This is a genomic window from Mesorhizobium sp. M0028, from assembly GCF_040323855.1.
Lineage (GTDB): Bacteria > Pseudomonadota > Alphaproteobacteria > Rhizobiales > Rhizobiaceae > Mesorhizobium.
Window position 1 is genome coordinate 207,960 of the sequence record NZ_JAMYVG010000008.1, and the last position, 26,461, is coordinate 234,420.

24 protein-coding genes are annotated in these 26,461 nt (G+C 60.2%); 20 read left to right on the forward strand and 4 right to left on the reverse strand.

The window, feature by feature from the left end:
• Window positions 1-157: 157 nt before the first annotated feature.
• From NKJ93_RS17800 to NKJ93_RS17835, 8 genes are all read left to right on the forward strand, one after another.
• Complete coding sequence (locus tag NKJ93_RS17800; RefSeq protein ID WP_245278483.1) at window positions 158-445, forward strand: winged helix-turn-helix transcriptional regulator; 288 nt, start codon at window positions 158-160, stop codon at window positions 443-445.
• Between the two features lie 280 nt (window positions 446-725).
• Window positions 726-1,079: a hypothetical protein gene (locus tag NKJ93_RS17805; protein ID WP_023716542.1), complete on the forward strand. Its 354-nt coding sequence runs from the start codon at window positions 726-728 to the stop codon at window positions 1,077-1,079.
• 104 nt (window positions 1,080-1,183) lie between these two features.
• A complete protein-coding gene (locus NKJ93_RS17810; protein ID WP_023716541.1) occupies window positions 1,184-1,546 on the forward strand; it encodes an ArsR/SmtB family transcription factor in 363 nt (120 codons plus the stop codon).
• Complete coding sequence (locus NKJ93_RS17815; RefSeq protein WP_352590452.1) at window positions 1,527-2,045, forward strand: SRPBCC family protein; 519 nt, start codon at window positions 1,527-1,529, stop codon at window positions 2,043-2,045. The genes NKJ93_RS17810 and NKJ93_RS17815 overlap by 20 nt, the downstream gene beginning before the upstream one ends.
• 344 nt (window positions 2,046-2,389) lie before the next feature.
• A complete protein-coding gene (locus NKJ93_RS17820; protein ID WP_352590455.1) occupies window positions 2,390-2,803 on the forward strand; it encodes a hypothetical protein in 414 nt (137 codons plus the stop codon).
• A 102-nt stretch (window positions 2,804-2,905) separates the two neighbouring features.
• Window positions 2,906-4,120: a glycosyltransferase family protein gene (locus tag NKJ93_RS17825; RefSeq protein ID WP_023716538.1), complete on the forward strand. Its 1,215-nt coding sequence runs from the start codon at window positions 2,906-2,908 to the stop codon at window positions 4,118-4,120.
• Between the two features lies 1 nt (window position 4,121).
• Window positions 4,122-5,366, forward strand: a complete 1,245-nt coding sequence (locus NKJ93_RS17830) for a glycosyltransferase (RefSeq protein WP_352482310.1) — start codon at window positions 4,122-4,124, stop codon at window positions 5,364-5,366.
• A complete protein-coding gene (locus tag NKJ93_RS17835) occupies window positions 5,363-6,559 on the forward strand; it encodes a glycosyltransferase family protein (RefSeq protein ID WP_352482311.1) in 1,197 nt (398 codons plus the stop codon). The genes NKJ93_RS17830 and NKJ93_RS17835 overlap by 4 nt, the downstream gene beginning before the upstream one ends.
• A 129-nt stretch (window positions 6,560-6,688) precedes the next feature.
• Here the strand turns inward: NKJ93_RS17835 and NKJ93_RS17840 are convergent, their stop codons facing one another.
• Entirely contained in the window at window positions 6,689-7,360 is a 672-nt protein-coding gene (locus tag NKJ93_RS17840; RefSeq protein WP_031193291.1) for a class I SAM-dependent methyltransferase, read from the reverse strand.
• Here NKJ93_RS17840 and NKJ93_RS17845 point away from each other — a divergent pair.
• From NKJ93_RS17845 to NKJ93_RS17860, 4 genes are all read left to right on the forward strand, one after another.
• Complete coding sequence (locus NKJ93_RS17845) at window positions 7,346-7,810, forward strand: hypothetical protein (protein ID WP_352482312.1); 465 nt, start codon at window positions 7,346-7,348, stop codon at window positions 7,808-7,810. The two genes, NKJ93_RS17840 and NKJ93_RS17845, sit on opposite strands and share 15 nt — an antisense overlap.
• 17 nt (window positions 7,811-7,827) lie before the next feature.
• Window positions 7,828-10,542, forward strand: a complete 2,715-nt coding sequence (locus NKJ93_RS17850; RefSeq protein ID WP_352590458.1) for an ABC transporter transmembrane domain-containing protein — start codon at window positions 7,828-7,830, stop codon at window positions 10,540-10,542.
• A 157-nt stretch (window positions 10,543-10,699) separates the two neighbouring features.
• Window positions 10,700-11,149: a cyclic nucleotide-binding domain-containing protein gene (locus NKJ93_RS17855; RefSeq protein WP_254023581.1), complete on the forward strand. Its 450-nt coding sequence runs from the start codon at window positions 10,700-10,702 to the stop codon at window positions 11,147-11,149.
• 122 nt (window positions 11,150-11,271) lie between these two features.
• Entirely contained in the window at window positions 11,272-12,126 is an 855-nt protein-coding gene (locus NKJ93_RS17860) for an MBL fold metallo-hydrolase (protein ID WP_352482314.1), read from the forward strand.
• Between the two features lie 90 nt (window positions 12,127-12,216).
• On the opposite strand, the gene NKJ93_RS17865 is transcribed toward NKJ93_RS17860, so the two are convergent.
• Together NKJ93_RS17865 and NKJ93_RS17870 are read right to left on the reverse strand one after the other, a co-directional pair.
• On the reverse strand, window positions 12,217-12,993 hold the full coding sequence (locus NKJ93_RS17865; protein ID WP_352590461.1) for a polysaccharide deacetylase family protein: 777 nt from the start codon (window positions 12,991-12,993) through the stop codon (window positions 12,217-12,219).
• The gene (locus NKJ93_RS17870; RefSeq protein WP_352590464.1) at window positions 12,990-14,078 is read right to left on the reverse strand and encodes a glycosyltransferase family 4 protein; all 1,089 of its coding nucleotides are present in this window, start codon (window positions 14,076-14,078) and stop codon (window positions 12,990-12,992) included. The genes NKJ93_RS17865 and NKJ93_RS17870 overlap by 4 nt, the downstream gene beginning before the upstream one ends.
• 92 nt (window positions 14,079-14,170) lie before the next feature.
• Here NKJ93_RS17870 and NKJ93_RS17875 point away from each other — a divergent pair, with 92 nt between their 5' ends.
• From NKJ93_RS17875 to NKJ93_RS17910, 8 genes are all read left to right on the forward strand, one after another.
• Window positions 14,171-15,331: a DUF3095 domain-containing protein gene (locus NKJ93_RS17875; RefSeq protein WP_352590503.1), complete on the forward strand. Its 1,161-nt coding sequence runs from the start codon at window positions 14,171-14,173 to the stop codon at window positions 15,329-15,331.
• Window positions 15,332-15,437: 106 nt separating this feature from the next.
• Window positions 15,438-16,781, forward strand: a complete 1,344-nt coding sequence (locus NKJ93_RS17880) for a nucleotide sugar dehydrogenase (RefSeq protein ID WP_352590467.1) — start codon at window positions 15,438-15,440, stop codon at window positions 16,779-16,781.
• A 51-nt stretch (window positions 16,782-16,832) separates the two neighbouring features.
• Window positions 16,833-18,173 (forward strand): adenylate/guanylate cyclase domain-containing protein, encoded by a 1,341-nt coding sequence (locus NKJ93_RS17885; RefSeq protein ID WP_352590470.1) that lies wholly within the window; start codon window positions 16,833-16,835, stop codon window positions 18,171-18,173.
• Window positions 18,174-18,338: 165 nt separating this feature from the next.
• Window positions 18,339-20,234: an ABC transporter ATP-binding protein gene (locus NKJ93_RS17890; protein WP_352590472.1), complete on the forward strand. Its 1,896-nt coding sequence runs from the start codon at window positions 18,339-18,341 to the stop codon at window positions 20,232-20,234.
• Window positions 20,231-22,129: an ABC transporter substrate-binding protein gene (locus NKJ93_RS17895; RefSeq protein ID WP_352590475.1), complete on the forward strand. Its 1,899-nt coding sequence runs from the start codon at window positions 20,231-20,233 to the stop codon at window positions 22,127-22,129. The genes NKJ93_RS17890 and NKJ93_RS17895 overlap by 4 nt, the downstream gene beginning before the upstream one ends.
• 2 nt (window positions 22,130-22,131) lie before the next feature.
• A complete protein-coding gene (locus tag NKJ93_RS17900; protein WP_023716523.1) occupies window positions 22,132-23,130 on the forward strand; it encodes an ABC transporter permease in 999 nt (332 codons plus the stop codon).
• Window positions 23,127-24,308 (forward strand): ABC transporter permease, encoded by a 1,182-nt coding sequence (locus tag NKJ93_RS17905; protein ID WP_352482321.1) that lies wholly within the window; start codon window positions 23,127-23,129, stop codon window positions 24,306-24,308. Before NKJ93_RS17900 ends, NKJ93_RS17905 begins: the two co-directional genes overlap by 4 nt.
• A gap of 202 nt (window positions 24,309-24,510) precedes the next feature.
• Window positions 24,511-24,990: a class I SAM-dependent methyltransferase gene (locus tag NKJ93_RS17910; RefSeq protein WP_352493870.1), complete on the forward strand. Its 480-nt coding sequence runs from the start codon at window positions 24,511-24,513 to the stop codon at window positions 24,988-24,990.
• A gap of 37 nt (window positions 24,991-25,027) precedes the next feature.
• Here the strand turns inward: NKJ93_RS17910 and NKJ93_RS17915 are convergent, their stop codons facing one another.
• On the reverse strand, window positions 25,028-26,443 hold the full coding sequence (locus NKJ93_RS17915) for an adenylate/guanylate cyclase domain-containing protein (protein WP_352493869.1): 1,416 nt from the start codon (window positions 26,441-26,443) through the stop codon (window positions 25,028-25,030).
• Window positions 26,444-26,461 lie beyond the last annotated feature (18 nt).

Below are 26,461 nucleotides of genomic sequence, written 5' to 3' on the forward strand. Positions count from 1 at the left end.
TTCGAATAGCGGCCATCGTTACCATTGGAAACCACGTATCTTGCGGTTACCGCCATTTTCCGGTAACCAACTGGAAACTCCTCGAGAAGGGTGTGCGATGGTTCTCAAGGCGCGAAAGAAGGTGAAGGCTCCCCCCGGCTGCCCCATGTCGAGATGCATGGCGCTGCTTGGCGGCTGCTGGACACCCGAGGTGCTCTGGTCCCTGAGCGAAGGCCCGCGTCGGTTCTCGGAACTCCGCCGCGATATCCCAGCCGTTTCGGCGAAGGTACTGACCAGCAGACTGCGGGATCTCGAGGAGCGCGGCGTCCTCGGTCGCAACGTGATGGCGACCTCGCCGCCGACGGTGGAATATGAGCTGACCTCGTTGGGGCAGGAGCTGCTGCCGGCTATCAGGTCTATCGTGGAGGTCGGGTCGCGCCTGCTGCTCGGTGATTCTGTTCTTTAGAGAATCGCGAGCACATCAGAGAATCGCGAGTTTGTGGCGTCGACACTACTTTCGGCCTGCGCTTAACAACGAGGATGACGCTTGATGTGCGTGTTGATCTGGTGGTGGAGCAGTTCCGCCCGCCCAGGTCAGCGTTCAAAATAGATGGCCAACCTTAGCCTCGGGTCATCATTTCGGACTGAAAGATACGGAGCGCCAAAGGGTGGTAATGCGCAGTGACTTGGGCCCTCCAGGAGTCTAAGCTAGCATGCTTCTGCCAGCACGAAGAAAAAACCGCCGCATGCCCCGCTTTCTTGCCGTCTACACCATGAAGCCCGAAGACCTCGCCCGCTTTCGCAGCCTGCCTAAGCCCGAGCAGGATACGATTGATGCCGTCGGCTTACAGCTGTGGGCGGACTGGGAGGAGAGAAATGCCGCATTTTTCCCCGATCGCGGCGGCATGGTCGGTAAGACGAGGCGCGTTACCAGGGACGGCATCGCCGACGCCGTGAACCCTTTCTGCGGCTATATTGTCGTCGAGGCCGATACCATCGATGCCGCCGCCCGCCTGTTCGAGAACCACCCGCATTTCACCGTCTTCCCAGGAGACGGCGTGGACATCATGCCCTTCCTCACCGACCCTGCTCCGACTTGAACATCCGCTAATCGCTTGCGATTTACCAGAAGGGGCGGCCGGCAACGCAGCCCACTCGGTCTCCCCTTGCACGCCGCCAGCCCGTCCATTAAATACTGAACCATATGGTTCAGTATTTAATGCCCCACCTCGATGCCTCATTCGCCGCGCTCTCGGACGCCACCCGGCGCGGCGTTTTGGAGCAACTCGGACGAGCAGACGCCTCGATCACGGACCTTGCCGAAAAGTTCCACATGACCCTCACGGGCATGAAGAAGCACGTCGGCGTCTTGGAGAAGGCGGGGCTCGTCACCACGGAGAAGGTTGGGCGCGTGCGGACCTGCAAGCTTGGCCTACGCGCACTGGAGGAAGAGGCGGCATGGATCGAGAGGCACCGCCAGCTCTGGGACGCACGCTTCAACGAGTTGGACAAGGTTGTCGAGGAATTGAAACGGAAGGAGAAAGTCGATGGACGAAACAAGAGCTAGTGAGCCCACCCCCATGCAGAACCGCACGATGGTGGAACGGAAGTCCGACCGGGAGCTGGTCGTTACGCGAACCTTTGACGCGCCGGCACGCACCGTGTTCGAGGCTTGGACCAAGCCCGAGCTGTTCATGCGGTGGTGGGCACCGAAGTCGATGGGCATGTTCCTGCGTTCCTGCGAGATGGATGTTCGTGTCGGGGGCAGGTACCGTTTGGTATTCGGCCACGATGCCTCAAACCCTGACGAGTTCTTCGGTAGGTATATCGAAGTGACACCGCACTCGCGCCTCGTCTGGACCAATGACGAAGGTGGTGACGGTGGACCCATCACCACGGTGACCTTCGAGGAAATAGGTGGCAAGACGCTGCTGGTCATGCACGAGCTCTATCCCTCAAAGGAAGCTCTCGACGCTGCCGGCACCGGGGCGGCGGATGCGATGGGCGAGACGTTCGAGCAACTGGACGAGCTTCTCGTCACGCTAGGCGCGAGCGTGCGACGGTGATGAAGTCGTCGATCTCCCGGTCGGCAGCCTGGATCTTCAACTAGGCGGAAGAGAACCCCGACGAGATCGTCGCCGCCCTCTGTGAACCTACGAGGCCAATCATCAAACTCATTGAGGTTTCGCCAACTATCGGGACCAATCGAGTGATTTTCGCACCTCGCGACGTTCGGCGACGCGCTCAGGTCGTCTCAAAAAGGACCGTCACCGCCCCAGCTAAGGCATTAGCCAGAGGCCATAGCGATAGACAAGTAACCGGTGTTGCACACACTCTGCCGCAGGCGGTGTGTTGTGAGCGCTGGCGTCCACTCGATTCCTGCCGAAATTCCGGCTAGCTTGGGCGATAGATGGCTCAGTTCTGGTCGGTGAATCATAATCAGACCGCCCGTCAAGAGATTGATGGGCAGCACTTTTGGTCCCCCAAGACCGAGAGCAATGGCGCGCGAAATGAGTTCTACAACAACATGCGCCGTGCGACGCCCGGTGACCCTGTCCTTTCGTATACCGATCAAGCAATTGACTATATGCGCAGGATAGCGGAATTCGCTTTCACCGCTCGGAAACCAATCAAGTTCGGAGAGGCCTTATTGGAATCAAGAGCGATGACTTCTGCCGATCTTTTGGACACCGCTTTCCCCTTCGATCCCCAAAACAACAACAGGGAGTCTCGACCCGCTCCCGCCGAGGCGATATTCGCCAATCCATCTAGTTTCGGACTCAGGCAATCAGAAAGTTATCTGACAGGCATTCCACAGAAGTAATACAAATTGAAAATCGCGGCCTCATGTTTCAAAACCTGATGGTTTCGAAGCCGGCGGGTCGCTCACGGTCCTCAAAGCGAGAATTCTAAGAGACGTTCAACAATGACCCAGCACGCAGAAAACGCTCGAATTCTCATGTACAGCCACGACACGTTCGGGCTCGGCCATTTGCAGCGCTGCCGGACTATCGCGCATTCGCTGGTCGAGGATTTCCGCGGACTTCAGGTGCTTATCATTTCGGGTGCGACTATCGCTGGCGCCTTCGACTACCGCGCCCGTGTCGACTTCGTGAAGATCCCCAGCGTCATCAAGCTGCGCAACGGCGAATACACCTCGCTGGAAAAGGACATCGATCTGCATGAGACGCTAAGGATGCGCCAGTCGATCATCCGCCATACAGCTGAGACCTTCCGGCCGGATATCTTCATCGTCGACAAGGAACCGCTCGGCCTGCGCGGTGAGATCGAGGACACGCTGTCCTACCTCAAGACGCGGGGCACCACTCTCGTGCTTGGCCTGCGCGAGGTAATGGATGCGCCGCATCTGCTCGAAGCAGAGTGGGCACGCAGGGATGTGATGCGCAAGATAGGCCTGTTCTACGACAAGGTCTGGGCCTATGGCCCGCCGGATTTCTACGATCCGTTGACCGGCTTGGATGTGCCGCCGGCTGTCAGGGCAAAGATGAGGTTCGTCGGTTTCCTGCAACGGAGCCTGCAGCGGAACGAGTTGCCCGGCCACCGGCCCGAGGGCGACTATATCCTCGTTACTACCGGTGGCGGCGGTGACGGCGCCGAACTGATCCACGACGTCATCGATGCCTATCAGCAGGATCCGCAATTGCAGCATAGGGCCCTGATCGTGCTTGGGCCTTACATGCCGGCGCGCAAGCGCAACAAGCTGCTCAAGAAGGGGTCCAAGATCCCCTACATCAAGATCATCGAGTTCGACAACCGCATGGAAGACCTGATTGCCGGCGCCAAGGCGGTAGTGGCGATGGGCGGTTACAACACCTATTGCGAGATACTGTCTTTCGACAAGCCGGCGCTGATCGTGCCGCGCGTCGAGCCCCGCCAGGAACAACTGATCCGCGCTCGGCGCGCAGCCGAACTTGGCCTCATCGAGATGCTTTTGCCGGAGGAAGCCAAGGATTCCCAGCGGTTTGCCGATGCACTGGTGGCGCTGCCGGACCGGCCCCACCCATCACAGAGCAATCCGCATCTGACGCTGGAAGGGCTGCCTCATATTTCCGAAATCGTCGCGGAACTGCTCGACCGGCGGGCCGGCCATCACCTTTCGGTCATTGAAGGAATGACCTGAATTGCAACATCGCAAGATCGTCGTGGTTCTGAAGGGCTATCCGCGGCTGTCCGAAACCTTCATCGCGCAGGAATTGCTCGGTCTGGAGCGTGCAGGGTTCGACCTGATACTCGTCGCGCTCAGGCGGCCGACCGACGAAAAACGCCACCCCGTGCATGACGAGATCAAAGCGCCGGTCCATTATCTGCCGGAATATCTGCATGAAGAGCCGCTGCGCGTGCTTCGCTCGCTGTTTGCCTATCTGCTGCGGCCGTGCTTCTGGCGCACGCTCGGATCGCTGGCTGCCGATCTCCCCCACGACTTTACGCGCAATCGCGCGCGCCGCTTCGGGCAAGCGCTCGTGCTGGCGGCCGAATGGCCGGAAGACGCGGGCTGGCTGCATGCACATTTCGCGCACACACCGGCATCGGTGACGCGCTATGCCAGCCAGCTTCGTGGCCTGCCCTGGACCTGCTCGGCCCATGCCAAGGACATCTGGACTTCGGCGGACTGGGATCTGGCCGGCAAGCTTTCCTCGGCGCGCTGGACGGTCACCTGCACGAAAACCGGCTTCGACCGTCTGAAAAAACTCGCTAACGGCAACTCGTCTATACATCTGAGCTATCATGGGCTCGACCTTGATCGCTTCGGCAGTTTCGGCGAGGCGCGAAAGCAGCATGACGGCTCGGCGCCGGACGAACCGGTTGTCGTTCTGAGTGTCGGGCGCGCCGTTGAAAAGAAAGGTTACGATACGTTGCTGCAGGCCCTTGCCCTGTTGCCCGGTGATTTGGCGTGGCGTTTCGAGCATATCGGCGGCGGCGAGGAACTGGAGCGGTTCAAGGCGCTGGCGCAAAAGCTCGGACTGGATGGTCGCGTCTCTTGGAAAGGCGCGCTTGCGCAGGAGGAAGTGCTTGAGCACTACCGCCGCGCCGACATCTTCGCCCTGGCCTGCAGGATCACCGCAAATGGCGATCGTGACGGTCTGCCGAATGTTCTGGTGGAGGCGGCCAGCCAGCGGCTTGCCTGCGTGTCGACCGATATTTCCGGCGTGCCGGAGCTTTTATCGCCGGATGAAACCGGGCTGCTGGTTCCGACGGAAAACCCAATTGCCCTGGCACAGGCGCTGGAGCGCCTGATCCGTGATCCCGTACTGCGCGCCCGCCTCGGCGACGCCGCAGAGCGGCGCGTGCGCGGCAATTTCGATCATATGGCAAGCATTGGACAGCTCAAGGAACTGTTCGAGCGGGAGTGGCGGGCCGCCGAATGAAGCGGCTGCGCGCTTTCTTCTATGTCCAGCACCTGCTCGGCATCGGCCATCTTGCGCGCGCCAGCCGCATTGCGGCGGCTCTGGTCGATGACGGGTTTGACGTGACCGTCGTGACCGGCGGAGCGCCGATCGCCGGGTTTCCGGGACTCGGTGTAAAATCTGTAATCCTGCCACCTGTCACCTCCGGTGATGAAGGATTTTCCGGACTTGTCGACCTGGAGGGCAACCCGATCGACGATGATTTCAAGAAATGGCGTTCAGAGATGCTGCTGCAGGCATTCCGGGATTGCAGGCCTGATATCGTCATTCTCGAGGCGTTTCCATTTGGACGCCGACAGATGCGTTTCGAACTCTTGCCGCTGATCGAGGCCATCGACGCGACGTCGCCCAGACCGCTGCTGGCGACGTCCGTCCGTGACATCCTTCAGGAGCGCGTCAAGCCGGGCCGAAACGAGGAAACGGTCGATCTCATCAACAGGCATTTCGACCTTGTTATGGTCCACGGCGATCCGGCGTTCGCAACCATCGACAAGACATTTCCGCTGGCTGGGACGATCAGGGCCGAGGTCACCTACACAGGGCTCGTTGCCGCGCCGCCCTCACCCGCGGCCTCCGAGCGCTTCGACGTTCTGGTGTCGGTTGGCGGCGGGGCTGCCGGAAAGAGCCTTGTCAGCTCCACCATCGCAGCGGCGCGGAATGCCAACAACGCTCGGAAATGGTGTTTGATCACCGGCCCAAACCTGCCGAAAGACGAATTTGACGCGATCGCACGCGATGCCACGCCGGGCCTGTCCATCTTCCGGTTCCGCGAGGATTTCGCCAGCCTGCTGACAGGCGCCCGCCTGTCAGTCTCGCAGGCGGGTTACAACACGGTCTGCGATGTCCTGCGCGCGGGTTGTCGCTCCCTGCTCGTTCCATTTGCAGCCGGCGGGGAAACCGAACAGACGGTTCGCGCCCTGATGCTCGAAGAACTCGGTCTTGCAACGGTGCTGATGGAAAAGGACCTAACGCCTGAAGGTTTGGCGCAAGCGATCGAACAGGCGCTTGTGAGACCGACGCCATCCGCGCATCGTCTCGATCTGGAAGGCGCGCGTCGCTCCGCGCAAATCCTGCACGAGCGGTATCGAACATGGTCCCTAAAAGTGGAGCCCGGTTTCGGAAAAGCTCATGATCAAACAGACGATAGATCCTAGTCCTACTGCGTTACTGACTCAGTAGGACTAACGCACGTCGCGTCTGGTGAGTTTCGTGCGACGCGCTTCAAGTCCTGTTTTATGCATGTCGTTGTCCGAAAACCGCTACGCACTTTTGGGCGAAATACATTAAACAGTTCCAATCAGCATGAAGCGCGTATAATTTTTTGTCGGCAGTTCGCCGGAGAACCGCACCTCCCGTAGCGCCGCCATTGCTTCGAAGGTTGCAAGTGAAGCCACGCAGTTGATGTGCGTCGGCTCGCTGAAATAATCGTTCGATTGCAGCAGTACATTCGTGCCCCGCGGAAGCAGAGCAAGCCAGGCGCGCAGATCGGCTATGTGTTCGCAGCTCGTATTGACTATCAGGTCGGGCCGGACGGCCGCATAGTCGAGTGCGTACATATCTGCCGTTAGCGCCCGGAACCGGTCGCCGGCTTCCCGGTTGAGGGTCCGGGCGACCGGCGCGACTTCGGGATCGATGTCGATGCTATCGACCGCCGCGATGTCGAAGCGGGCGTCGTTGAAAAGCATTGCCGGCAATACGCCGTACCATCCACCCAGAACCCATATGCGCCCGAACCGGCCGCCGCAGCTTTCGAACAGCCTGTCGAGCGCCCACATCTTGCAGGCGACCTGCTTGTGGTTGAAGGCGTTGGCGATATCGGCCTTCGGATGCTTGGTGACGACGCGCGCCAGCCCTGCCACGAGAGGGCAGTTGACATAAGCAGCAATTCCCCGCGTGAGGTCCAAGGCTTGCTCGTGCCAGTCCATACCGGCATTGCGTGGTTGCGTGACATCCATCATATTTGTCTTGTATGTTGGGATTTCGGGCGACACAACGCAATCTTGCCTCCCGCAAGACTGTTTGATTCCGCGGACGTGATTATGCTGCAAGCCGCTTGGCTATTGCCCGGTGCCGGAGAGAGCCTGTTGCATCTGTCCGGATCATCGGCGTCCATCCGCCAGCACCAGCCGCCCAGCTGCGGCCTCGTGCTGCTCGGCTATTCGCCAACGCCCTGCGGAAGCCGCGAACCGTCTGGCCAGCTGCCTTCTTCGCTGATCAACAATGCCCATGTCGTTGTCATCGACCATGCGCCGGAACTGGATCGCGCCGCCTCGCAGGTTCCTTGCATCGTTGAGCGCAGGACAATGTCCGTGCACTGCAGCTTCGACTTTGTCGTTGGCGACGAAGAAATTGCCGATACGCCATTCGCCAGCAGGTGCGTTTACATCCTGCATCCTTTCAACTGAAGGGTCCGCAGTCGCATATGGAACCCAGCCTAGCCCGCTACATCTGGACGCACACCAAGAAGCAGCAGCTCTGGATATTGATGATCGTCGTGCTTTCGATGGTCCCGTATTTCATGTCCTTCGACCTACCGAAGCTGATCGTCAACGGCCCGATCCAAGGTAGGGGCTTCGAGCAACCGGGCGCGACCCAGCCATTCATGAGGCTACACTATAACCTGCCGTTCATTGGAGAGGTCCAGTTCTTCTCCGGTTTTCAGCTCGACCGCAAGGAGACCCTGTTTGCCCTGAGCCTTGTGTTCCTCTTGCTAGTCGTCATCAACGGCCTGTTCAAATTCTACATCAACACCTACAAGGGCCGCCTCGGCGAACGCATGCTGCGACGTATCCGCTTCGATCTGGTGGACCGTGTGCTGCGTTTTCCGCCGGTCTACTTCAAGCGGGTGAAATCCGCCGAAGTGGCGACCATGGTGAAGGACGAGGTAGAGCCGCTGGGCGGCTTCATCGGCGACGCCTTCCTGCAGCCGGTACTGCTCGGCGGCCAGGCGGTGACGGCCATGCTGTTCATCATGATCCAGAACGTCTGGCTCGGAATGATAGCGGTCGTGATCGTGGTGATCCAGATCGTACTCATCCCGCGAATGCGGCGGCGGCTGATCGTGCTCGGGCGCCAACGGCAGTTGACGGCGCGCGCGCTTTCGGGCCGGGTTGGCGAAATCGTCGACGGCATCGGCGCGGTTCACGTCCACGATACATCAAACTACGAGCGCGCCGACATAGCTGCCCGGCTCGGGCTCATCTTCAAGATCCGCTTCGATCTTTACCAATGGAAATTCATGGTGAAGTTCCTCAACAATTTTCTCGCGCAGCTCACGCCCTTTCTGTTCTATATGATCGGCGGGTATCTGGTCATCCAGGGGAGGCTGGACGTCGGCCAGCTCGTGGCCGTGATCGGCGCCTACAAGGACCTGCCCGGACCGATGAAGGAACTGATCGACTGGGATCAGGATCGGCAGGATGTCCAGGTCAAATATCAACAGGTCGTTGAACAGTTCACCGTCGAGGGTCTCATCGCGCCGAAAATCGGGGCATTGACGATCGACGATCCTGATCCGATGACCAATCCCCTATCGGCGATCAATCTGTCTATAGCAGACGATGGCGGTGCAATGCTCCTCAACCGTATCTCCCTCCAGGTCAAGCCGGGTGAGACGGTGGCGCTGGTCAGTACCGCAACAGGTGGAGCGGAGGCGCTTGCAGAAGCCTTCGCGCGGCTGAACTGGCCGGACAGCGGAAGGGTCGCTTCGGGCACCGACGACCTGCTTGAACTTCCCGAGGCAGTGACCGGCCGGCGCATGTCCTATGCCTCGTCGGATGTTTTCCTGTTCCAGGCAAGCCTCCGCGACAACCTGCTCTACGGGTTGAAGCATGCGCCGCTGACATCGGTGCCTCATGACGGTGCCGCGGCAGACCAGCACCGCTGGAATATCCACGAGGCGCGCCGGTCGGGCAATCCGGATCTCGATATCCACAGCGACTGGATCAACTATGCTTCCGCCGGGGCTACCGGCCCGCACGACCTCTTTGAAGCCGTGCGCCGGGTGCTCGACGCGGTTGTTCTGTCGCGCGACATTCTGGATCTCGGCTTGCGCTCTTCGGCCGACCTCACGCGTCACACGGAGCTTGCCAGGCGGATCGTTGAACTGCGTGCGGCGCTGCGAACCCGGCTGGAACAAGAGGGGCTGAGCGGACTGGTGGTTCCTTTCGAACCGGGCGCCTACAACAAGGAAGCAACGATCGGCCAAAACCTGCTCTTCGGCGCTGCCGCCGGCCCCGAACTGGCCGACAGGGCCCTGGCGGCCAATCCCTATTTTGCTTCTGTGCTGAGGCAAGCCGGCCTCGACCGCACGCTCTACGAAATGGGCTTGGAGATCGCCAAACAGGCGATCGAGCTGTTTGCCGACCTGCCGCCCGATCACCAGTTCTTCCAGCAGCTCGCCTTCATGAGCGCCGAGGAGATACCCGCCTACGAAACCTTGCTACAACGGCTCAAGAACCGTCCTCACGAGGCGGTTTCAGAGAACGATCGCGCCATGATCGTCACCTTGAGCTTTGCCTACATCGAGCCCCGGCATCGCTTCGGCCTGCTGAGCGACGAGCTGATGAGCAAGATCGTCGCTGCACGCAGCCGGTTCTATGAAAACCTGCCGCCCGAACTGCAAAATGCGGTCGAACGGTATGACCCTGCCAAATACATTGCCGCGGCCACCGTCATGGATAACGTCCTGTTCGGGCGTGTGGGCAACAACCATCCCGACGCACCGGACCGCATACGCTCCATCGTCTATGACATTCTTGACGAACTGGGGCTTTATGCCGAACTTCTGGATGTCGGCCTGGACTTCAACGTCGGCTCCGGCGGCAGGCGGCTGACCGGTGGACAGCGACAGAAGCTCGATGTTGCCCGGGCCCTGCTCAAGCGTCCGGATTTTCTCATTCTCAACCGGCCACTTTCGGCGCTCGACCAGCGCATGCAGGACAAGGTGCTGCGAAACGTGCTCGAGGAAGCCAGGCGCGACGGCCATTCGCCGGCAATTGTATGGGTCGTGACGAATCCGGCAATGGCGATGATGTTCGATCGCGTTATCGTCTTCGACTCGGGTCAATTGGCGGAAGACGGAACACACGAGGCACTTTTGGCAGGGAACGGTATCTTCAAGGAACTGTTGTCATAGAGCAACGGACATTCAGATGGGATCATTCTGCCGGTGCACGACATCGGGCTCGCCACCTTTCGCGTGGTTTGTCTCGCCGTCTCGAAAAGAGAATTGATTCCATCTGGGCGTCCGTTGCTCTAGTCTGGCAAACGCGAATTTTGGAAGGTTTGCGACAATGCTGCTCAAGGATGAAGTTGGAATGCTGCAACGCGTTCCCTTGTTCTCTGCCATCGAGCCGACAAAGCTCAAGCTGCTTGCGTTCACATCCGATCGTGTGAGCTACAGCGCCGGCCAGATCCTTTTCCGGCAGGGCGACGAGGGAGACGCCGCCTATGTCATCCTTTCAGGCAGGGCGGATATTCTTGTCGATTCCGACAGCGGACCGATAAAAGTTGCCGAACTGGAGCCAAATTCGATCGTTGGCGAGATCGCCATATTGTGCAACAGCTCCCGCACTGCCACCGTCAGAGCGGCAAGTCCGCTGGAAGTCCTGAGAATCCGCAAGGATCATTTCCTGAGGCTTATGAGGGAGTTCCCGGAAATGACCATCGAGATATTGCGGGTTCTTGCCGATCGCCTAAGCCATACAACCGCGGATCTGATCGACGCACGAAGCGCCAAATAACGAAGGACGTGCGCTCGATCCTCGCCGTCGTGACGGCACTGTCCTCTCGCTGAGAAGATCACCCGGAGAAAGCCTGTCTCGCCTAGCAGCAGTTGTTTGGATATGATGGGCGAAGGGGTAGCATGGACGACAACGTTTTCCTGGTCAGGTTTTGGGGTGTCCGCGGCAGCATTTCGGTATCAGGGCCAGAATTCTCTCGCTATGGCGGCAACTCAATCTGCGTCGAGATGCGATGCGGTAAGCATACGCTTCTGTTCGACGCAGGCTCTGGCCTACGGCCTGCCGGCGCGGCGCTTCAGGCGTTGGGCGTCACCGATTTCGACCTGCTTTTCACCCATTGCCATTACGATCACATCATCGGGCTGCCGTCTTTTGCGCCGATCTATGACCGGGGCGCCAAGGTTACGCTTTGGTCCGGGCATCTTGCAGGACACATGACCACCCGGCAGATGATCGATGAGTTCATGCGGCCGCCGTGGTTTCCGGTGAAACTGGAGATCAGCAAGGCAAGCCTCGACTATCGCGATTTCGTATCCGGAGACGTGCTTCGCCCGCGCGAAGGGGTGGTGGTCCGAACCGGCAGTCTTATCCATCCGGGCGGCTGCATAGGCTACCGGGTCGAATGGGGCGGCCGCGTCGTGGCGGTGATCACAGACACTGAGCACGAGCCGGACAAACTCGATCAGACGGTGCTCGGCCTGATCGAAGATGCCGACCTCGTCATTTACGATTGCACCTACACCGAGGAGGAAATGGAACGCCGCCGCGGTTACGGGCACTCGACATGGCAACAGGGCGTCAAGCTCTGTGAGGCGGCCGGTGCGCGGGGGCTTGCGCTGTTTCACCACGATCCGACACGCACCGACAAGGAACTGGACAAGATCGAGAAACTGGCCAAGGACAGGTTTACCGGCGCTTTTGCCGCGCGGGATGGCCAGACGCTCAAACTTCCAGTCTCATTGCGCAAAAAGCGCTGAGCTATTTTCCTCTAGAGCGCTTCACCGTTTCACAGAAACGGCGAAGCGCTCTATCTCTTTGTTTTGACGCAATTCCAGACGGAAAATCGTTCACACTTTTCCTGGAATTGCTCTACCGGCGCTGCGCCCGATCAATGTCCTGATCGGAAGCCATGCGCAGGCTTCAGTCCGTGCGGTGACGGCGAACAGCCGTTCGAGGAAAAGCCAGGCCGATTCATCGTGTACGAGATGGTGGGTGAGCAGACCGACCGGTTCGCCGCCATCGAATGCATGCTGCAATTGCGCGATGATAGCCTGAACCAATAGGCCGTGATCGCGGCAGCCGCGCGTGCCATGCCAATCCATGATGTCGACATTGCTGTTGATGACCGCCAGTGAAGCACGCCTCGGCGGCCCATAGACCGACAATGCCGCAAATCCTATCGATCCAAGGTCGGATACCAGGCCGGCGTCGATCCTGTTCCAGGGTGGCACCAGCATCGGAACGGTACGTGCGCCGTGCAGGCCGGTTACGTGCGACAGCCCGCGAGCCAGATCATTGAGCACCGCCTCGCGTGGCCGATGCGCGCCGAGCTCCTGCTTTTTCTGGTCCTCGGGCGCATGATTTCGGTGCGCCCAGCCATGGATGGCGACCGTGGCATGCGGCGCCTCGTCAAGCCGGACGACAAGCTTCTCATCAGTCAGGGCCGGAATGACGGCCAGAGTCACCGGAACCGCGAATTCACCGGTGAGGTCGAGCAGCCGATCAAGCGCAGGCGTCGGATCCACGGCGTCATCGTCGCGCAGCCAAAACTCTGCCTTGCGATCTGCCCGTTGCCGGCACGCCAGTTCTTCCACCAAGGGCTGCCAGATCTGATCGGATGTCATGAAACCGGGATCTTCGCAAGGAGTTCGGCCAGCCGCGCCACTGCAGCACCGAGGGAACGTTCTTCGAGGATGAAACGTCTGGCTTCCGCGCCCATGATGGTTCTTTCGTCGTTACGGGCCAGAAGCCTTTCAATGGCAGAAGCGAACGCCGCCACATCGCCCGGCGGGGTGAGAAACCCGGTCTGGCCATCCCGCACGACCTCCGGCACGCCGGCGATGTCCTGAGCCACCACCGGAAGGCCGGCGGCCTGTGCTTCAAGATAGGCAACGCCATAGGCCTCGCCGCAACCCGGCCAGACGTAAATTCCCCCACTGTAGAGGACATCCGGCACGGCGGCTGGCTCAATCGCGCCAAGCCATTCGATACGGTCGGCGGGCAAGCCGGCGAATTGCGCTTTGACCTCGTCACGGGCAGGCCCATCCCCGACGACCGACATGGTCCAGGGCAGATGGCCGATCGGACCGAGCGCTTGCGCCAGCATGCGATAGCTTTCGACTTTGTCGCCCGGGCGCATCATGGCGACGGTAACGAGGCGCGTCGGACAACTCCGTGCCGGCGTTTCCCGGAATACCGATGTGTCGATGAAGGGCGAAAGCATGCCGAAAGCGGCGTCGGGAATCGCATCTGCCAGTCCCTGACGATCCCTTTGCGTGAAGCAGATGTTCAGCGCTGCCTGTTCGACGGCTCGCGCCACCAACGCTTGCGTATCGGCCCACAAACCGGTGTTGCGCCGCCTCGAATAGGAGGCTTCCGCTGTCACATAGGGGACACCAAAGGCCAACGCCAGCTCGGGCCCGATCAGGTCGGGCGCCTTGTAATAGGGATGATAGGTGAACCACAGACCGGGCTTGCCGTCACGATCCCAAAGCCTTGCCAGCCGCGCGGCTTCCTCCCGGGCCTCGATCTTGAGCGCGTCGAAACTTTTCGAATCCGGTTCGCGTAGATAGAAGCGTAATTCGGATGCTAGTTCGACGCTATGCCCTCCATGCTCCAGCGCCTTGACCAGCATCCGTGCCATCTGGCGGTCGCCGGAGGCAACGGGATGATTGGGCGACTTCAGCGGCGCGTAGAAGGCAATTCGCATCGCCGGACCCTATCATCGGAAAGCCTGCGCAAGTCAATTTCGAAGCATGATCGACTTCACCTTCAAGCAGTGGAATGTGCTATCTGATGCTCATGGAAACAGCTGCCGCGTCCGATCCGTTTGTCGCTTCCCTGCCGGTCTTCGCAAAGTTCGAAAGCGTTGCCGATATCGATAACTATCGGCCTCTCCCCGATGGCTGGGCGCTGGCCACCGCCGACATCGTCGGCTCGACCAAGGCGATCGGGGCTGGGCGCTATAAAACCGTCAATATGGCCGGTGCCAGCGTCATTTCGGCGCTGCTCAATGCGCTGGGTCGGCAAGATCTTCCCTTTGTCTTCGGCGGCGACGGCGCGCTCGTGGCATTTCCCGGCTCGGCGCTGGAGATCACCCGCAACGCGCTGGCGGCTGTCCAGAGATGGGTGGCGGACGAACTCGACCTGACCTTGCGTGCCGCAATCGTGCCGATAAAGGATATCAGAGCGCAAGGCCTCGACGTTCGCGTGGCGAGGTTCCAGGCCTCCGAAGCGGTCTTCTATGCCATGTTCGCCGGCGGTGGCGGCAGTTGGGCGGAAGCCGAGATGAAAGCGGGGCGCTACCGCATCGATCCTGCGCCGGCCGGCGCGCGGCCGGATCTGACCGGCCTCTCGTGCCGCTGGAACCCGATCGAAGCCCGGCATGGCGAAATCGTCTCGATCATAGCCATACCGGGGGCGTCGCGCGACGTGCGCGATTTTCAGTTTCTGGTTTCCGACATCATCGCCCTTGCCGGCAGGCAGGAACGCGATGGCCACCCGGTGCCGGTGAACGGACCGGACTACAGTTTGCTGCCCGCCGGCCTCGATATCGAGGCGCGCGCCACGGCGCCGGCAGGACGGCGATGGCTGTCGAAGCTGTGGATAGTGTTCCTGATGACGCTTACGGCTGTTACCGATAGATATGGCTGGACGATCGGCAAATTCGATCCGAAGATCTACAAACGCGACGTGGCCAGCAATTCGGATTTCCGGAAGTTCGACGACGGCTTGAAGATGACCATCGACGTTGACGCGGATGTGTTGCAACGGATCGAGAACCGGCTGAAAAAGGCGGAAGAGGCGGGCATCTGCAACTATGGCCTGCACCGCCAGAAATCGGCCTTGATGACATGCCTCGTCGCCTCGCCGCTGCAGCGCGATCACGTTCATTTCATCGATGGCGCCGCCGGCGGCTATGCGATGGCTGCAGCAAGCCTGAAGGCGAAGGTGCCGGTCTGACAGCTTGCGGACATCGATTTTCCGCAATATGCCTCGGGGTTCTTGGGACCAAGTGAGCCTCGCCATGGAAGCGGACGGTCTGTCCGAATTAAGGGAAAGCAGATTTTTGGACGCCTCACGATCGACATATGACTGTCTTCTGAACCGGATTTCGACGCGCGCCGCGCAAGTCGGCGTGATCGGACTGGGGTATGTCGGGCTGCCGCTGGCGGTTGCGATCGCACGCGCCGGCTTCCCGGTTTCCGGCTTCGACGTCGAAGCCCAGAAGGTCGAGAGCCTGAACAACGGCCAATCCTATATCGAGGCGGTGACCTCGACAGCCCTTGCCGGCCAGGTGGCGAGCGGACGGTTCCGCGCCACTGCGGATTTTGCTGAACTGGCCGTCTGCGATGTCATCATCATCTGCGTTCCGACACCGCTGACGAAAAACCGTGAGCCGGACCTCTCCTTTGTCAGGAACACGGCAGGCACCATCGCGAAGCATCTGCGTCTCGGCCAGCTGATCGTGCTGGAATCGACCACCTATCCCGGCACCACCGACGACGTGATCAAGCCCATACTGGAAGAAACCGGCTTGCGGTCGAAGATAGATTTCTTCCTCGGCTTCTCGCCCGAACGCGAGGATCCCGGCAACCGAAGCTTTGAAGTCGCGACGATCCCCAAGATCGTGGCAGGCGACGGCATTGAAGCGGCGACACTCGTTCAGGCTTTCTACCAGGGCGTGGTCAAGACCGTTGTTCCGGTTTCCACCACGGCGACCGCCGAGGCGGTCAAGCTGACGGAAAACATCTTCCGCTCGGTCAACATAGCCCTGGTCAACGAGTTGAAGGTCGTGCTCGGTGCGATGGGCATAGACATCTGGGAGGTGATCGAGGCGGCAAAGAGCAAGCCCTTCGGCTACATGCCTTTCTATCCCGGCCCCGGACTTGGCGGCCACTGCGTTCCGATCGATCCCTTCTACCTGACGTGGAAGGCGCGCGAATATGAACTGCCGACCCGCTTCATCGAGCTGGCGGCAGAGATCAACACGGCGATGCCGCGTCATGTGGTCGATGAACTGGCGAAGGCGCTGGACCGGCGCTGCGGCAAGGCGCTCAGCCGCTCGCGCATTCTCATCATCGGGCTCGCCTATAAGAAGAATGTGCCCGACATCCGCGAAAGCCCCTCATTGCGGCTCATTGAACTCATCGAGGAATGGGGCGGCAAGGCGGAATTCCACGATCCGCATGTTACGGAGATCCCGACCACACGGGAGCATATGGCGATCAAGGGGCGTCGCTCGGTCGAATTGACCGAGGCGGCCTTGAAGGATTTCGATGCTGTCGTCGTTGCAACCGACCACGACGCGATTGACTATCAGGCGATCGCGGATCACGCTCTTCTGATCGTCGACACACGCAATGTTTTTGGCCGCCTCGGGCTAACCCGAGAGACGGTGGTGAAGGCCTGACGGCGTCCGAGCCGGCGAATTTGTGGCGGATCAAGGAGATTTCGAGATAGCATGAGCACAGCGCAAGCAGAAATTTCTGCCATTCTCATGGATAAGGTTGCCGATTGGCTGACCCAATCGGCGCTGGCGGGCGACGACCTGGAAACATTGGTAAAGGGCTTTTGTGAACGGCTGGCTGCTGCCGGCCTGCCGCTGAGGCGGGTGCATTTGAGCTTTTCGATGCTTCATCCGCTTTATGACGCGCTTGGCTTCACCTGGCTTCGCGGCCAGGGCTTGGAAGTAGAAGGCTTCCGTCATGACGACGGCGTTCCTTCCGACAGATTCCTGACCAGCCCATACTACCATCTGCTCAGCCACAAACTCGACCATCTGCGGCGCCGGCTCGACCCGTCGGTGCCGTCTGAATTTCCTGTTTTCGATGACCTCAAGCTTATGGGCGTCACCGATTACATGGCTTTCGTCCATCCCTTCAGCGGCAACACCAGTCAGGGCATGATCGGGTCTTGGTCCACCGACAGTGCTGCAGGCTTCAGTGACAACATGATTTCGGCGCTGCTGCGGATCCAGAACCATCTCGCTATCGCAACCAAGATGGCGGTGCTCACCAAGCTCGCCGACAACATGATGACCACTTATCTCGGCGGCGACGCCGGCAGGCGGGTGCTGGACGGCCAGATCAAGCGCGGCGAGGGCGACACAATCCGGGCTGCACTGGTCATGGCCGATATGCGCGGGTCGACAAGGCTTGCCGAAACCTCCGGCCGCGAAATCTATATCGATACGCTGAATCAGTTTTTCGATGCCATTGCTGCACCTTTCAATCGCAGAGGCGGGCAGATCATGAGTTTCCTGGGGGATGGCTTCATTGCCGTCTACCCTTGCGAAAGGCACCGTGCGCAGTCCGAGATCGCCTGCCGGGCTGCCCTTGCGGCAGCGCACAAGGCCACCGGGCGCATGATGGATCTCAATCTGCGCAGAAAGGAGCAGCGGTTGGGCGACATTAAATTCGGTATCGGCCTGCATGTCGGCAATGTGATGTTCGGCAATGTCGGGCTTTCCGACCGGCTCACATTCTCTGTCTTCGGCTCGGCTGTAAACGAGGTCCAGCGCCTTCAGACCCTGACCAAGAAATATTCGCACAGCGTTCTCGCCAGCGAAGATTTCGCCGGCTATTGCAGCGCCAATAACTGGCTGACGCTCGGCAAGGAGGAACTGGCGGGCATCAAGCAGAAGCTGACGGTGCTTTCACCCGATTTGTCGGGTGCTCTTGCACTCGATGAAGACGGTGCGCTGGAGCCGATTTACGACCGAATATCGGACGCCGAGCAGGTCATGCTGCTTCATCGCGATGCCGCGCGGCTGTCGGCGGGCGACCCGAGGAAGCTCCAGTAACCGTCACGATCTGATCCGAACGCCTTTGGTATGCAGTCCGGTCGCCGGTTCCGCCGGGGAACTGGCGACTGTTTCGAATCCAAGTTGCTCTAGGCTGGCAATGCGCTAGTCTCGCTTTTCTGGGCCTGCCGACCGGCAGGCCGCCAGAGTGGGGCTGGTGTGAGAATGAATTCGAGCGTTGATCTGCTGCGGATCGAGGATGTTGGCATCTCTTTTGCCATTATAGGGGGACCGTTGCATGCCGTCAGGCGTGCAAATCTTCGCGTCCTGCCCGGCAAGGTTACCGCGCTTGTGGGCGAGTCCGGTTCCGGAAAATCGGTTCTCAGCCAGGCAGTTATGGGCATTTTGCCGAACACAGCCCATCTCCGCGGCCGTATCCTGTTTTCCGATCCTGAAAAGCCCGGCACGACGCAGGATATCCTGCAAATGCCGCGTGACGGACCCGAAATCCGGGCGTTGAGAGGCAGCCGCATCGGCAAGATCTTTCAGGAGCCGATGACATCGCTGTCGCCGTTGCACACGATTGGCAATCAGGTCAGCGAATCCCTGCAGATTCATACGCCCATGGCTCGGGTGGAGCGCAAGGCGCTGACCAAGGAAATGCTCGGCCTTGTCGGCTTTCCCAACCCCAAGCGCGCCTATGACATGTATCCCTTTGAACTTTCGGGAGGATTGCGTCAACGCGCAATGATCGCCATGGCGCTTATCTGCCGGCCCGCCCTGTTGATCGCCGACGAGCCGACGACGGCGTTGGACGTCACCATCCAGGCGCAAATCCTGCAATTGCTGCGCGAGCTTCAGACGAAGCTGAACATGGCGATGCTGCTGATCACGCACGACCTTGGCGTGGTCGCCAATGTCGCCGACGAGGTGGTGGTCATGTACCATGGCGAGATCATGGAAGCGGGACCTGTGGAGGCGATATTCCGCCGGCCAGGTCACCCTTACCTGAAGGGCCTGATGGCAGCCGTTCCGCATTTCGACCTGAAGCCTGGCGAAAGGCTAAAGGCGCTCCGCGAGGTGCCGGTGAATGTCGGGAACCTGCTCGGCAAGCAGACGGCGCTGGCATCGAAGGGGCCGGACGACATCCTGCTGTCGGTCAGCGATCTGACAAAGACCTTCACGATCCGCAAGTCCGGATGGTTCGGCGGAGATCATCAAACCCCTGTTCGCGCCGTGGACGGCGTGAGCTTCGATATCAGGCGGGGTGAGTGCCTGGGTCTTGTCGGCGAAAGCGGCTCCGGCAAAACCACGGTCAGCAAGATCCTCATGCGGGCTGTCACCCCTAGCGGCGGCTCTGTGATCTTCAACGGCCGCGATGGTCCGATCGACGTCTTGGAAGCCGAGGGAGACGCCCTGCGCCTGCTGCGCGCGAAAATCCAGATGGTCTTCCAGGACCCGGTTTCGTCGCTTTCACCTCGCATGACGGTGGAGAACATCTTGAGCGAGCCGCTGGAAATCCATCAACGTGGCAATGCCGCGTCCCGACTCGCCACGGTCAAGAGCCTGATGCAGGCAATCGGGCTCGATCCGCGCTTCATAAAGCGTTATCCGCACAGTTTCTCCGGCGGGCAGCGTCAGCGTATCGGCATCGCGCGCGCGTTGGCGCTGGGACCTGAACTCCTGATCTGCGACGAGCCGGTTTCGGCACTCGATGTCTCTGTCCAGGCGCAGATTCTGAACCTTCTGAAGGACCTGCAGAAGGAACTGGGCCTGACCTACCTGTTCATATCCCACAACCTGGCGGTGGTGGACTACATGGCAGACCGCATCGCGGTGATGTGCGGCGGGCGTATCGTCGAGCTCGCGCCGCGCGAAATTCTGCTTAGGAAACCTATCCACCCCTACACGCGCTCACTGGTCGCCGCAGTACCTTTCCCCGATCTCGACAGGCCGATGGATTTCAAGACGCTGAAGCTCAGCGGCGCTTCCGACACCAGCGCATGGGGACCGCAATTCCGCGACGAGGGCGACGAGGATATGCTGTTGCCGCTCGATCTTGGCGGCGGCCACCTCGTGCTGGCCCGACGTTCGGCCGATGTCAGCGAGCTACGCCATTGATCAGCCGGCGCACCGTCCTTGGGCTCATGGCTTCGGCAATTCTGCCGGGCACGTTGCGCGCCGGCGATCTGGAGCCGGAATTTCTTCAGCCGCAGCTGAAGGCCAGGGCGCTGCCGGCCCTCGCCGAACGCCTGCCCAAGCGCCCGCGCGCATTGAATCTCGCTGCGATGGGTCGGCAGCCCGGCCAGTATGGCGGCACGCTGCGCACGATCATCGGCAGCCAGAAAGATATCCGGATGATGACGATCTACGGGTACGCTCGCCTGGTCGGCTATGACGAAAAGCTTAACTTGCAAGCCGACATTCTCGAAAGTTTCGATGTAGCGGATGATCGTGTCTTCACTTTCAAGATACGGGAAGGACATAAATGGTCTGACGGTAGCCTGCTGACGCCGGAGGATTTTCGCTATTGCTGGGAAGATGTCTGGCTGAACGATGAGCTTTCGCAAGGCGGGCTCGCCCCGGCCCTGCTGGCGGATGGCAAGCCGCCACGCTTCGAGATCGTCGATCCGTCGACGGTCCGCTATAGTTGGGATGCGCCCAATCCCGACTTCCTGCCCAAGCTCGCCGCTGCTTCGCCGATATCGCTTGTTCTGCCAGCCGCCTATCTCAAGCAGTTCCACAAGAAATACCAGGATCCATTCCGGCTCGCCGGCCTAATGAAGGAGAACCGGGCCCAGAAATGGACGCTCCTGCATATCCGCATGTCGCGGCAGTATCGCCCGGAGAACCCGGAACTGCCGACGCTCGATCCCTGGCAGAACCGGACCAAGCCGCCGGCCGAGCAATTCGTCTTCGAGCGCAACCCGTTCTTTCATCGAATAGACGAGAATGGCCGGCAACTGCCCTATGTTGACCGGATCGTCATGAATGTCAGCTCGTCGGCGATCATCTCCGCCAAGACCGGTGCGGGCGAGAGCGACCTGCAATGTATGGGAATTGACTTCAGCGATTACTCCTTCCTGAAAGACGCGGAGAAGCGCTACCCTGTGAAGATGCATCTCTGGAAACGCACACAGGGTTCGCGGCTGGCGCTGCTGCCCAATCTGAATTGTGCCGACCAGGTGTGGCGTGGCCTTTTTCGTGACGTGCGAGTGCGCCGCGCACTTTCGCTCGCTGTGGACAGGCGCGAGATCAATTTGGCTGTGTTCTACGGATTGGCGCAGGAAAGTGCCGATACGGTCCTGCCGGAGAGCCCGCTCTACCGGCCGGAATTCGCGAAAGCCTGGGTCGCCCATGATCCCGACCAGGCCAATGCCCTGCTCGACGAGGTCGGGCTTCAGGCGCGTGACGATGACGGCCTGCGGATACTTCCCGACGGACGCCCGGCGCAGCTCGTAGTGGAAACGGCCGGCGAAAGCACGCTGGAAACCGACGCGCTCGAGCTCATCACCGATCACTGGCGCAAGATCGGCATCGCCCTGTTCATCCGGACTTCGCAGCGCGACATCTTCCGCAGCCGCGCGCTTGGTGGCCAGATCGTGATGTCGATGTGGTCGGGCATCGACAATGGCGTACCGACCGCCGACATGAACCCGTACCAACTGGCCCCCACCGTCGACGACCAGCTGCAATGGCCGCTCTGGGGTGCTCACTACTTGTCTCATGGCAAGGTCGGTGAAGCGCCCGATCTTCCGCCTGTGGTCGAGTTGATGGCTTTACTCAAGCGCTGGAACGCATCGACCGAAGCCACGGAGCGCGCCGAAATCTGGAATTCAATGCTGTCGATCTATACCGATCAGGTGTTTTCGATCGGCACGGTGAACGGAACGCATCAGCCGATTCTGGCGTCCTCGCGGCTGCGCAATCTGCCTGACAAGGCGCTCTACGGCTACGACCCGACCGCCTATTTCGGTGTCTACATGCCGGATACATTCTGGCTTGGAGAGTCCTGAGCGTGCTTCGATATTTTGTCTGGCGCATCGCCGTGATGGTTCCAACGCTGCTGGTCATATCGGCACTGGTGTTCACGATCATCGAACTTCCACCAGGCGACTATTTCGACAGCTATGTTGCCGAGCTTCGGGCTCAGGGCGAAGCGGTGGATTCCGATCGCATCGAGATGATGCGCAAGGAATATGGTTTCGACCAGCCACCGGTCATTCGCTACTTCTACTGGGTCGGCGGGATGCTGCACGGCGATTTCGGCTATTCCTTCGAATATGAGCTGCCGGTTCGCGACGTCGTCGGGGACCGAATGTGGCTGACCGTGCTGGTTTCCTTCGTCACGATCATCTTTACCTGGCTCATAGCCTTTCCGATCGGCATGTACTCCGCCACGCATCAATACAGCTGGGGCGACTACGGCCTGACTTTGTTCGGCCTTCTCGGCCTTGCCATTCCGAACTTCATGCTGGCGCTGATCCTGATGTATTTCGCCAACATCTGGTTCGGCACGTCCATCGGCCATCTCATGGACCAGCAATATCTCGGCGAGCCGATGAGCTGGGCCAAGGCGAAGTCGATCCTCGCCCATCTCTGGATCCCGGTCTTGATCATCGGCACCGGGGGCACGGCAAGTATGATCCGGCGGCTGCGCGCCAATCTGCTCGATGAGCTACATAAGCAATATGTCGTGACCGCGCGCGCCAAAGGCCTTCATCCCTTCAGGGCGCTGGTCAAATATCCGCTGCGCATGGCGCTCAATTTCTTCATTTCAGACATCGGCTCTATCCTGCCGGCCATCATCTCCGGCGCCGAAATCACGGCGATCGTGCTGTCTTTGGAAACGACCGGGCCGATGCTGATCAAGGCGCTCCAAAGCCAGGACATGTATCTGGCAGGGTCGTTCCTGATGTTCCTCGCCTTCCTGACGGTCATCGGCGTCCTGATTTCCGACCTGGCGCTGGCGCTACTTGATCCGCGAATTCGTTTGCAAGGCGGCAGCACCAAATGAACACGCAATCGCCGCTGCCCGCTCCGGGTGCCCCACTGCAACACTACGTTTCCATCGCGCCCTTTGACCTGCAGTCGGTCGAGGTGATGACGCCGGAGCAGTCGAAGGTCTTTCAGGCGTCGCAGTTGCGGCTGATGTGGTGGAAATTCCGGAAGCACCGGCTTGCCGTCATATCCGGCATATTCCTGGCGGCGCTTTATTTCGGGATACTGATCTGCGAGTTCCTGGCGCCCTACAATCTGCACACGCGCAACATGGACTACATCTATTCACCGCCGCAGCGGGTGCACCTGTTCCACAACGGCCAGCTCGTCGGGCCGTTCGTCTATGGCCGTCAGATGACGCTGGATATGGACACGCTCAAGCGGAACTACATCGAGAAACAGGATGATGTTCAGCGGATCCGTTTCTTCTGCAAGGGCGACAGTTACCGGTTCTGGGGCCTGATCGAAGGTGACAGGCATTTTGTCTGTCCTGCCGAAAACGGCCAGCTCTTTCTGGCGGGCACTGACAGGCTGGGGCGCGATGTGCTCTCGCGCATCATCTATGGTGCACGCATTTCACTGACAATCGGCCTCGTCGGCATCAGTTTCAGCTTCCTGCTCGGCATTGTCATCGGCGGACTGGCCGGCTATCACGGCGGTATCTTCGACCTGATCGTTCAACGGATAATCGAAGTTCTGCAATCGATCCCCAGCATTCCGCTATGGCTGGCACTGGCGGCGATCATGCCGATAACCTGGAGTCCGATCCTGATCTATTTCGGCATCACCGTCATCCTCGGGCTGCTCGACTGGACCGGACTGGCGCGGGCCGTGCGTTCAAAGCTTCTAGCCTTGCGCGAGGAGGATTACGTTCTGGCCGCGCAATTGATGGGCGCCAGAAGCAGCCGCATCATCGGGCGGCATCTCATTCCCGGCTTCATGTCGCATCTGATCGCGACGGCGACGATCTCCATACCCGGCATGATCCTGGGCGAGACGGCGCTGAGCTTCCTCGGGCTCGGCCTGAGGGCGCCGATAACCAGCTGGGGCATCCTGCTCACCGAGGCGCGCAGCGTCAGCGTCATCGCGTTCTATCCATGGCTGCTTTTGCCGATGCTCCCCGTCATTCTCGTCATCTTGGCGTTCAACTTCCTCGGCGACGGCTTGCGGGACGCCGCAGACCCCTACAAGTGAGATCGCTATTCCGCCGCGCGCCGTGCCGCCGACTCGACCCGGTATGGTCCTTGTCAGCGGCCTGTTCGCTTGTTGCAATGTTCATCGTTCGCCTCGGCAAGACTCGATCTGGGTTTAACACGTCGGCGTCGGGTTTCAGCCGCGAAACGCTCTGGTCGGGGGCAGTTGATTTCGTGGACTGGTTCAGGACATACAATCGCACATGAGTCGCCTCGACAGTTTCATCCGGAGGATGACCGCACAGCGCGACATACTCGATCATGTCTGCGCCGAGGTGGCGAAAATGGAGGGGCCTGTGCTCGAGCTCGGCCTCGGCAATGGCCGGACGTTCCACCATCTGCGCGAGCGCCTGCCCGGACGCCGGATCGTAGCGTTCGACCGCGCACTTGCCGCACACGCCAGCTCAATTCCCGAAGCGGAAAATCTCGTGCTCGGCGAAATACGCGAGACCGCGAGCAGGTTCATTGGCATCGACGCCGCTCTTGTTCATGCCGACATCGGCACTGGCTATGAAGATCGCGATGCAGTGACCCTTACCTGGCTTCCCGATCTGACCGCGCGCCTGCTTCGCGTCGGCGGCATCGCGGTCAGCGGCATGCCGTTAGATCATCCGCAGTTGCAACGCCTCCCGCCGCCGCCTTCGGTGCCCGCCGATCGTTATTTTATCTGTAGGCGCGTGTGAGGGGCCGAGACGATCCAAATCTTCAGGGGCCAAGCCTTCAGGGGATCGTATATACTGCTATCTCCCGCTCAATGCCGCGCAGCGAGACCTCGTGGGGCACGGGCGTCAGCGCCTTCCTGTGCAACAGATCGGCGGTGAGATTGTCGTCGACCACCGCCCGAGTGGCGAAGATCGCCTGTGCGTTGGCAAGGTTCTGGACCCGCGAAGCAATGTTGACCGTCTGGCCGAAATAGTCCTGTCGGTCGTTCATAGACACAGCAATGCAGGGGCCGGCGTGGACTCCGATCTTGAGCAGCAGATCCTCGCGCCCGCTCTTGTCGTTGAGCGTACGCATGGCATCGCGCATCCTGAGGGCGGCAGCAATCGCACGATCAGGCGTCACGAAGGTCGCCATCACCGCATCACCGATCGTCTTCACTACCGCGCCTGCCTCCGCTGCGACGATCTCGTGCAGAACCTGGAAATGCACGCGCACGAGATCGAAGGCTGAAAGGTCGCCCACCCGCTCGTAAAGCTCGGTCGATCCGCGCAGGTCGGTGAACAGGAACGTCAGGCTGGTGATCTTCAGGCGCTGGTTAATGTCGAGTGTATCCGTGCGATAGAGATCGCGGAATGTCTGGTTGGTGAGCAGGCGCTTGGCGGTCAGGAAGGGCCGGCGTTTTCCCAGGAAATCATGCAATGCCTGGCCGGCTATGAAGACCGTCGGCAGCACGCGGGTGTCGGTCCTGTTTTCCAGCGAAATGCGCAACGGGCCGGGTTGCATCTCCAGCGTCTGGTTCTGGACATGGTCGCGGTCGAAGGCCAAAGAGAGGCTCCGGCGCTCCTTTGTTGGTTCGCCCTTCCCGTCGATGAACTGCGCTGAATGGGTGACCGGCTCGAAGACGATGATGAATTCGGACGGAAGCTGTATGGGCAGAACCGCCTTTTCACCGGGCGCAAGCTCGATATCCTCCAGCGAGAACGCTTCCATCTTTTCCGCGAAATCCTCTTCCGGCAGATCGACGCCGGACGCCCAGTAGATCTGGCGGAAATATTCCGCCACCGGCAATTCGTGTGGATTGTGGGCGGCAATCCTGCGCACGCGGGGACTGACGGTGAATGTCACCTCGACCATCTCGTCGAGGGTGGGCGAATAGCCCTCGGAGCACAGCGCGCAGGTGTATTCGTCCTTCTGCAGGGTTTTCAGCGTGGCGTTGGTGTCGAGCACGCCGCCACAGCCGGGGCACAGAACATTCCAGGAAATGTCGAAGATGCCCACCCGCGCCGCATGGAGAAAGGCGCTTATGGCGCGCTCCTCGTCGAGGCCATGCTTGCTGGCGAAGGCTGGCGCATTGATGCGGCAAAGTTCGCGGTCCTCGCCCTCCGCGATGGTTCGCTTGATCGCGTCGATCGCCTGTGGATCGACATCGGCCGATTGTCGCAGAAGCGAGAACAGATCCTGAGCTTCGTTCATCGTGCAGGTTCCGGAAAA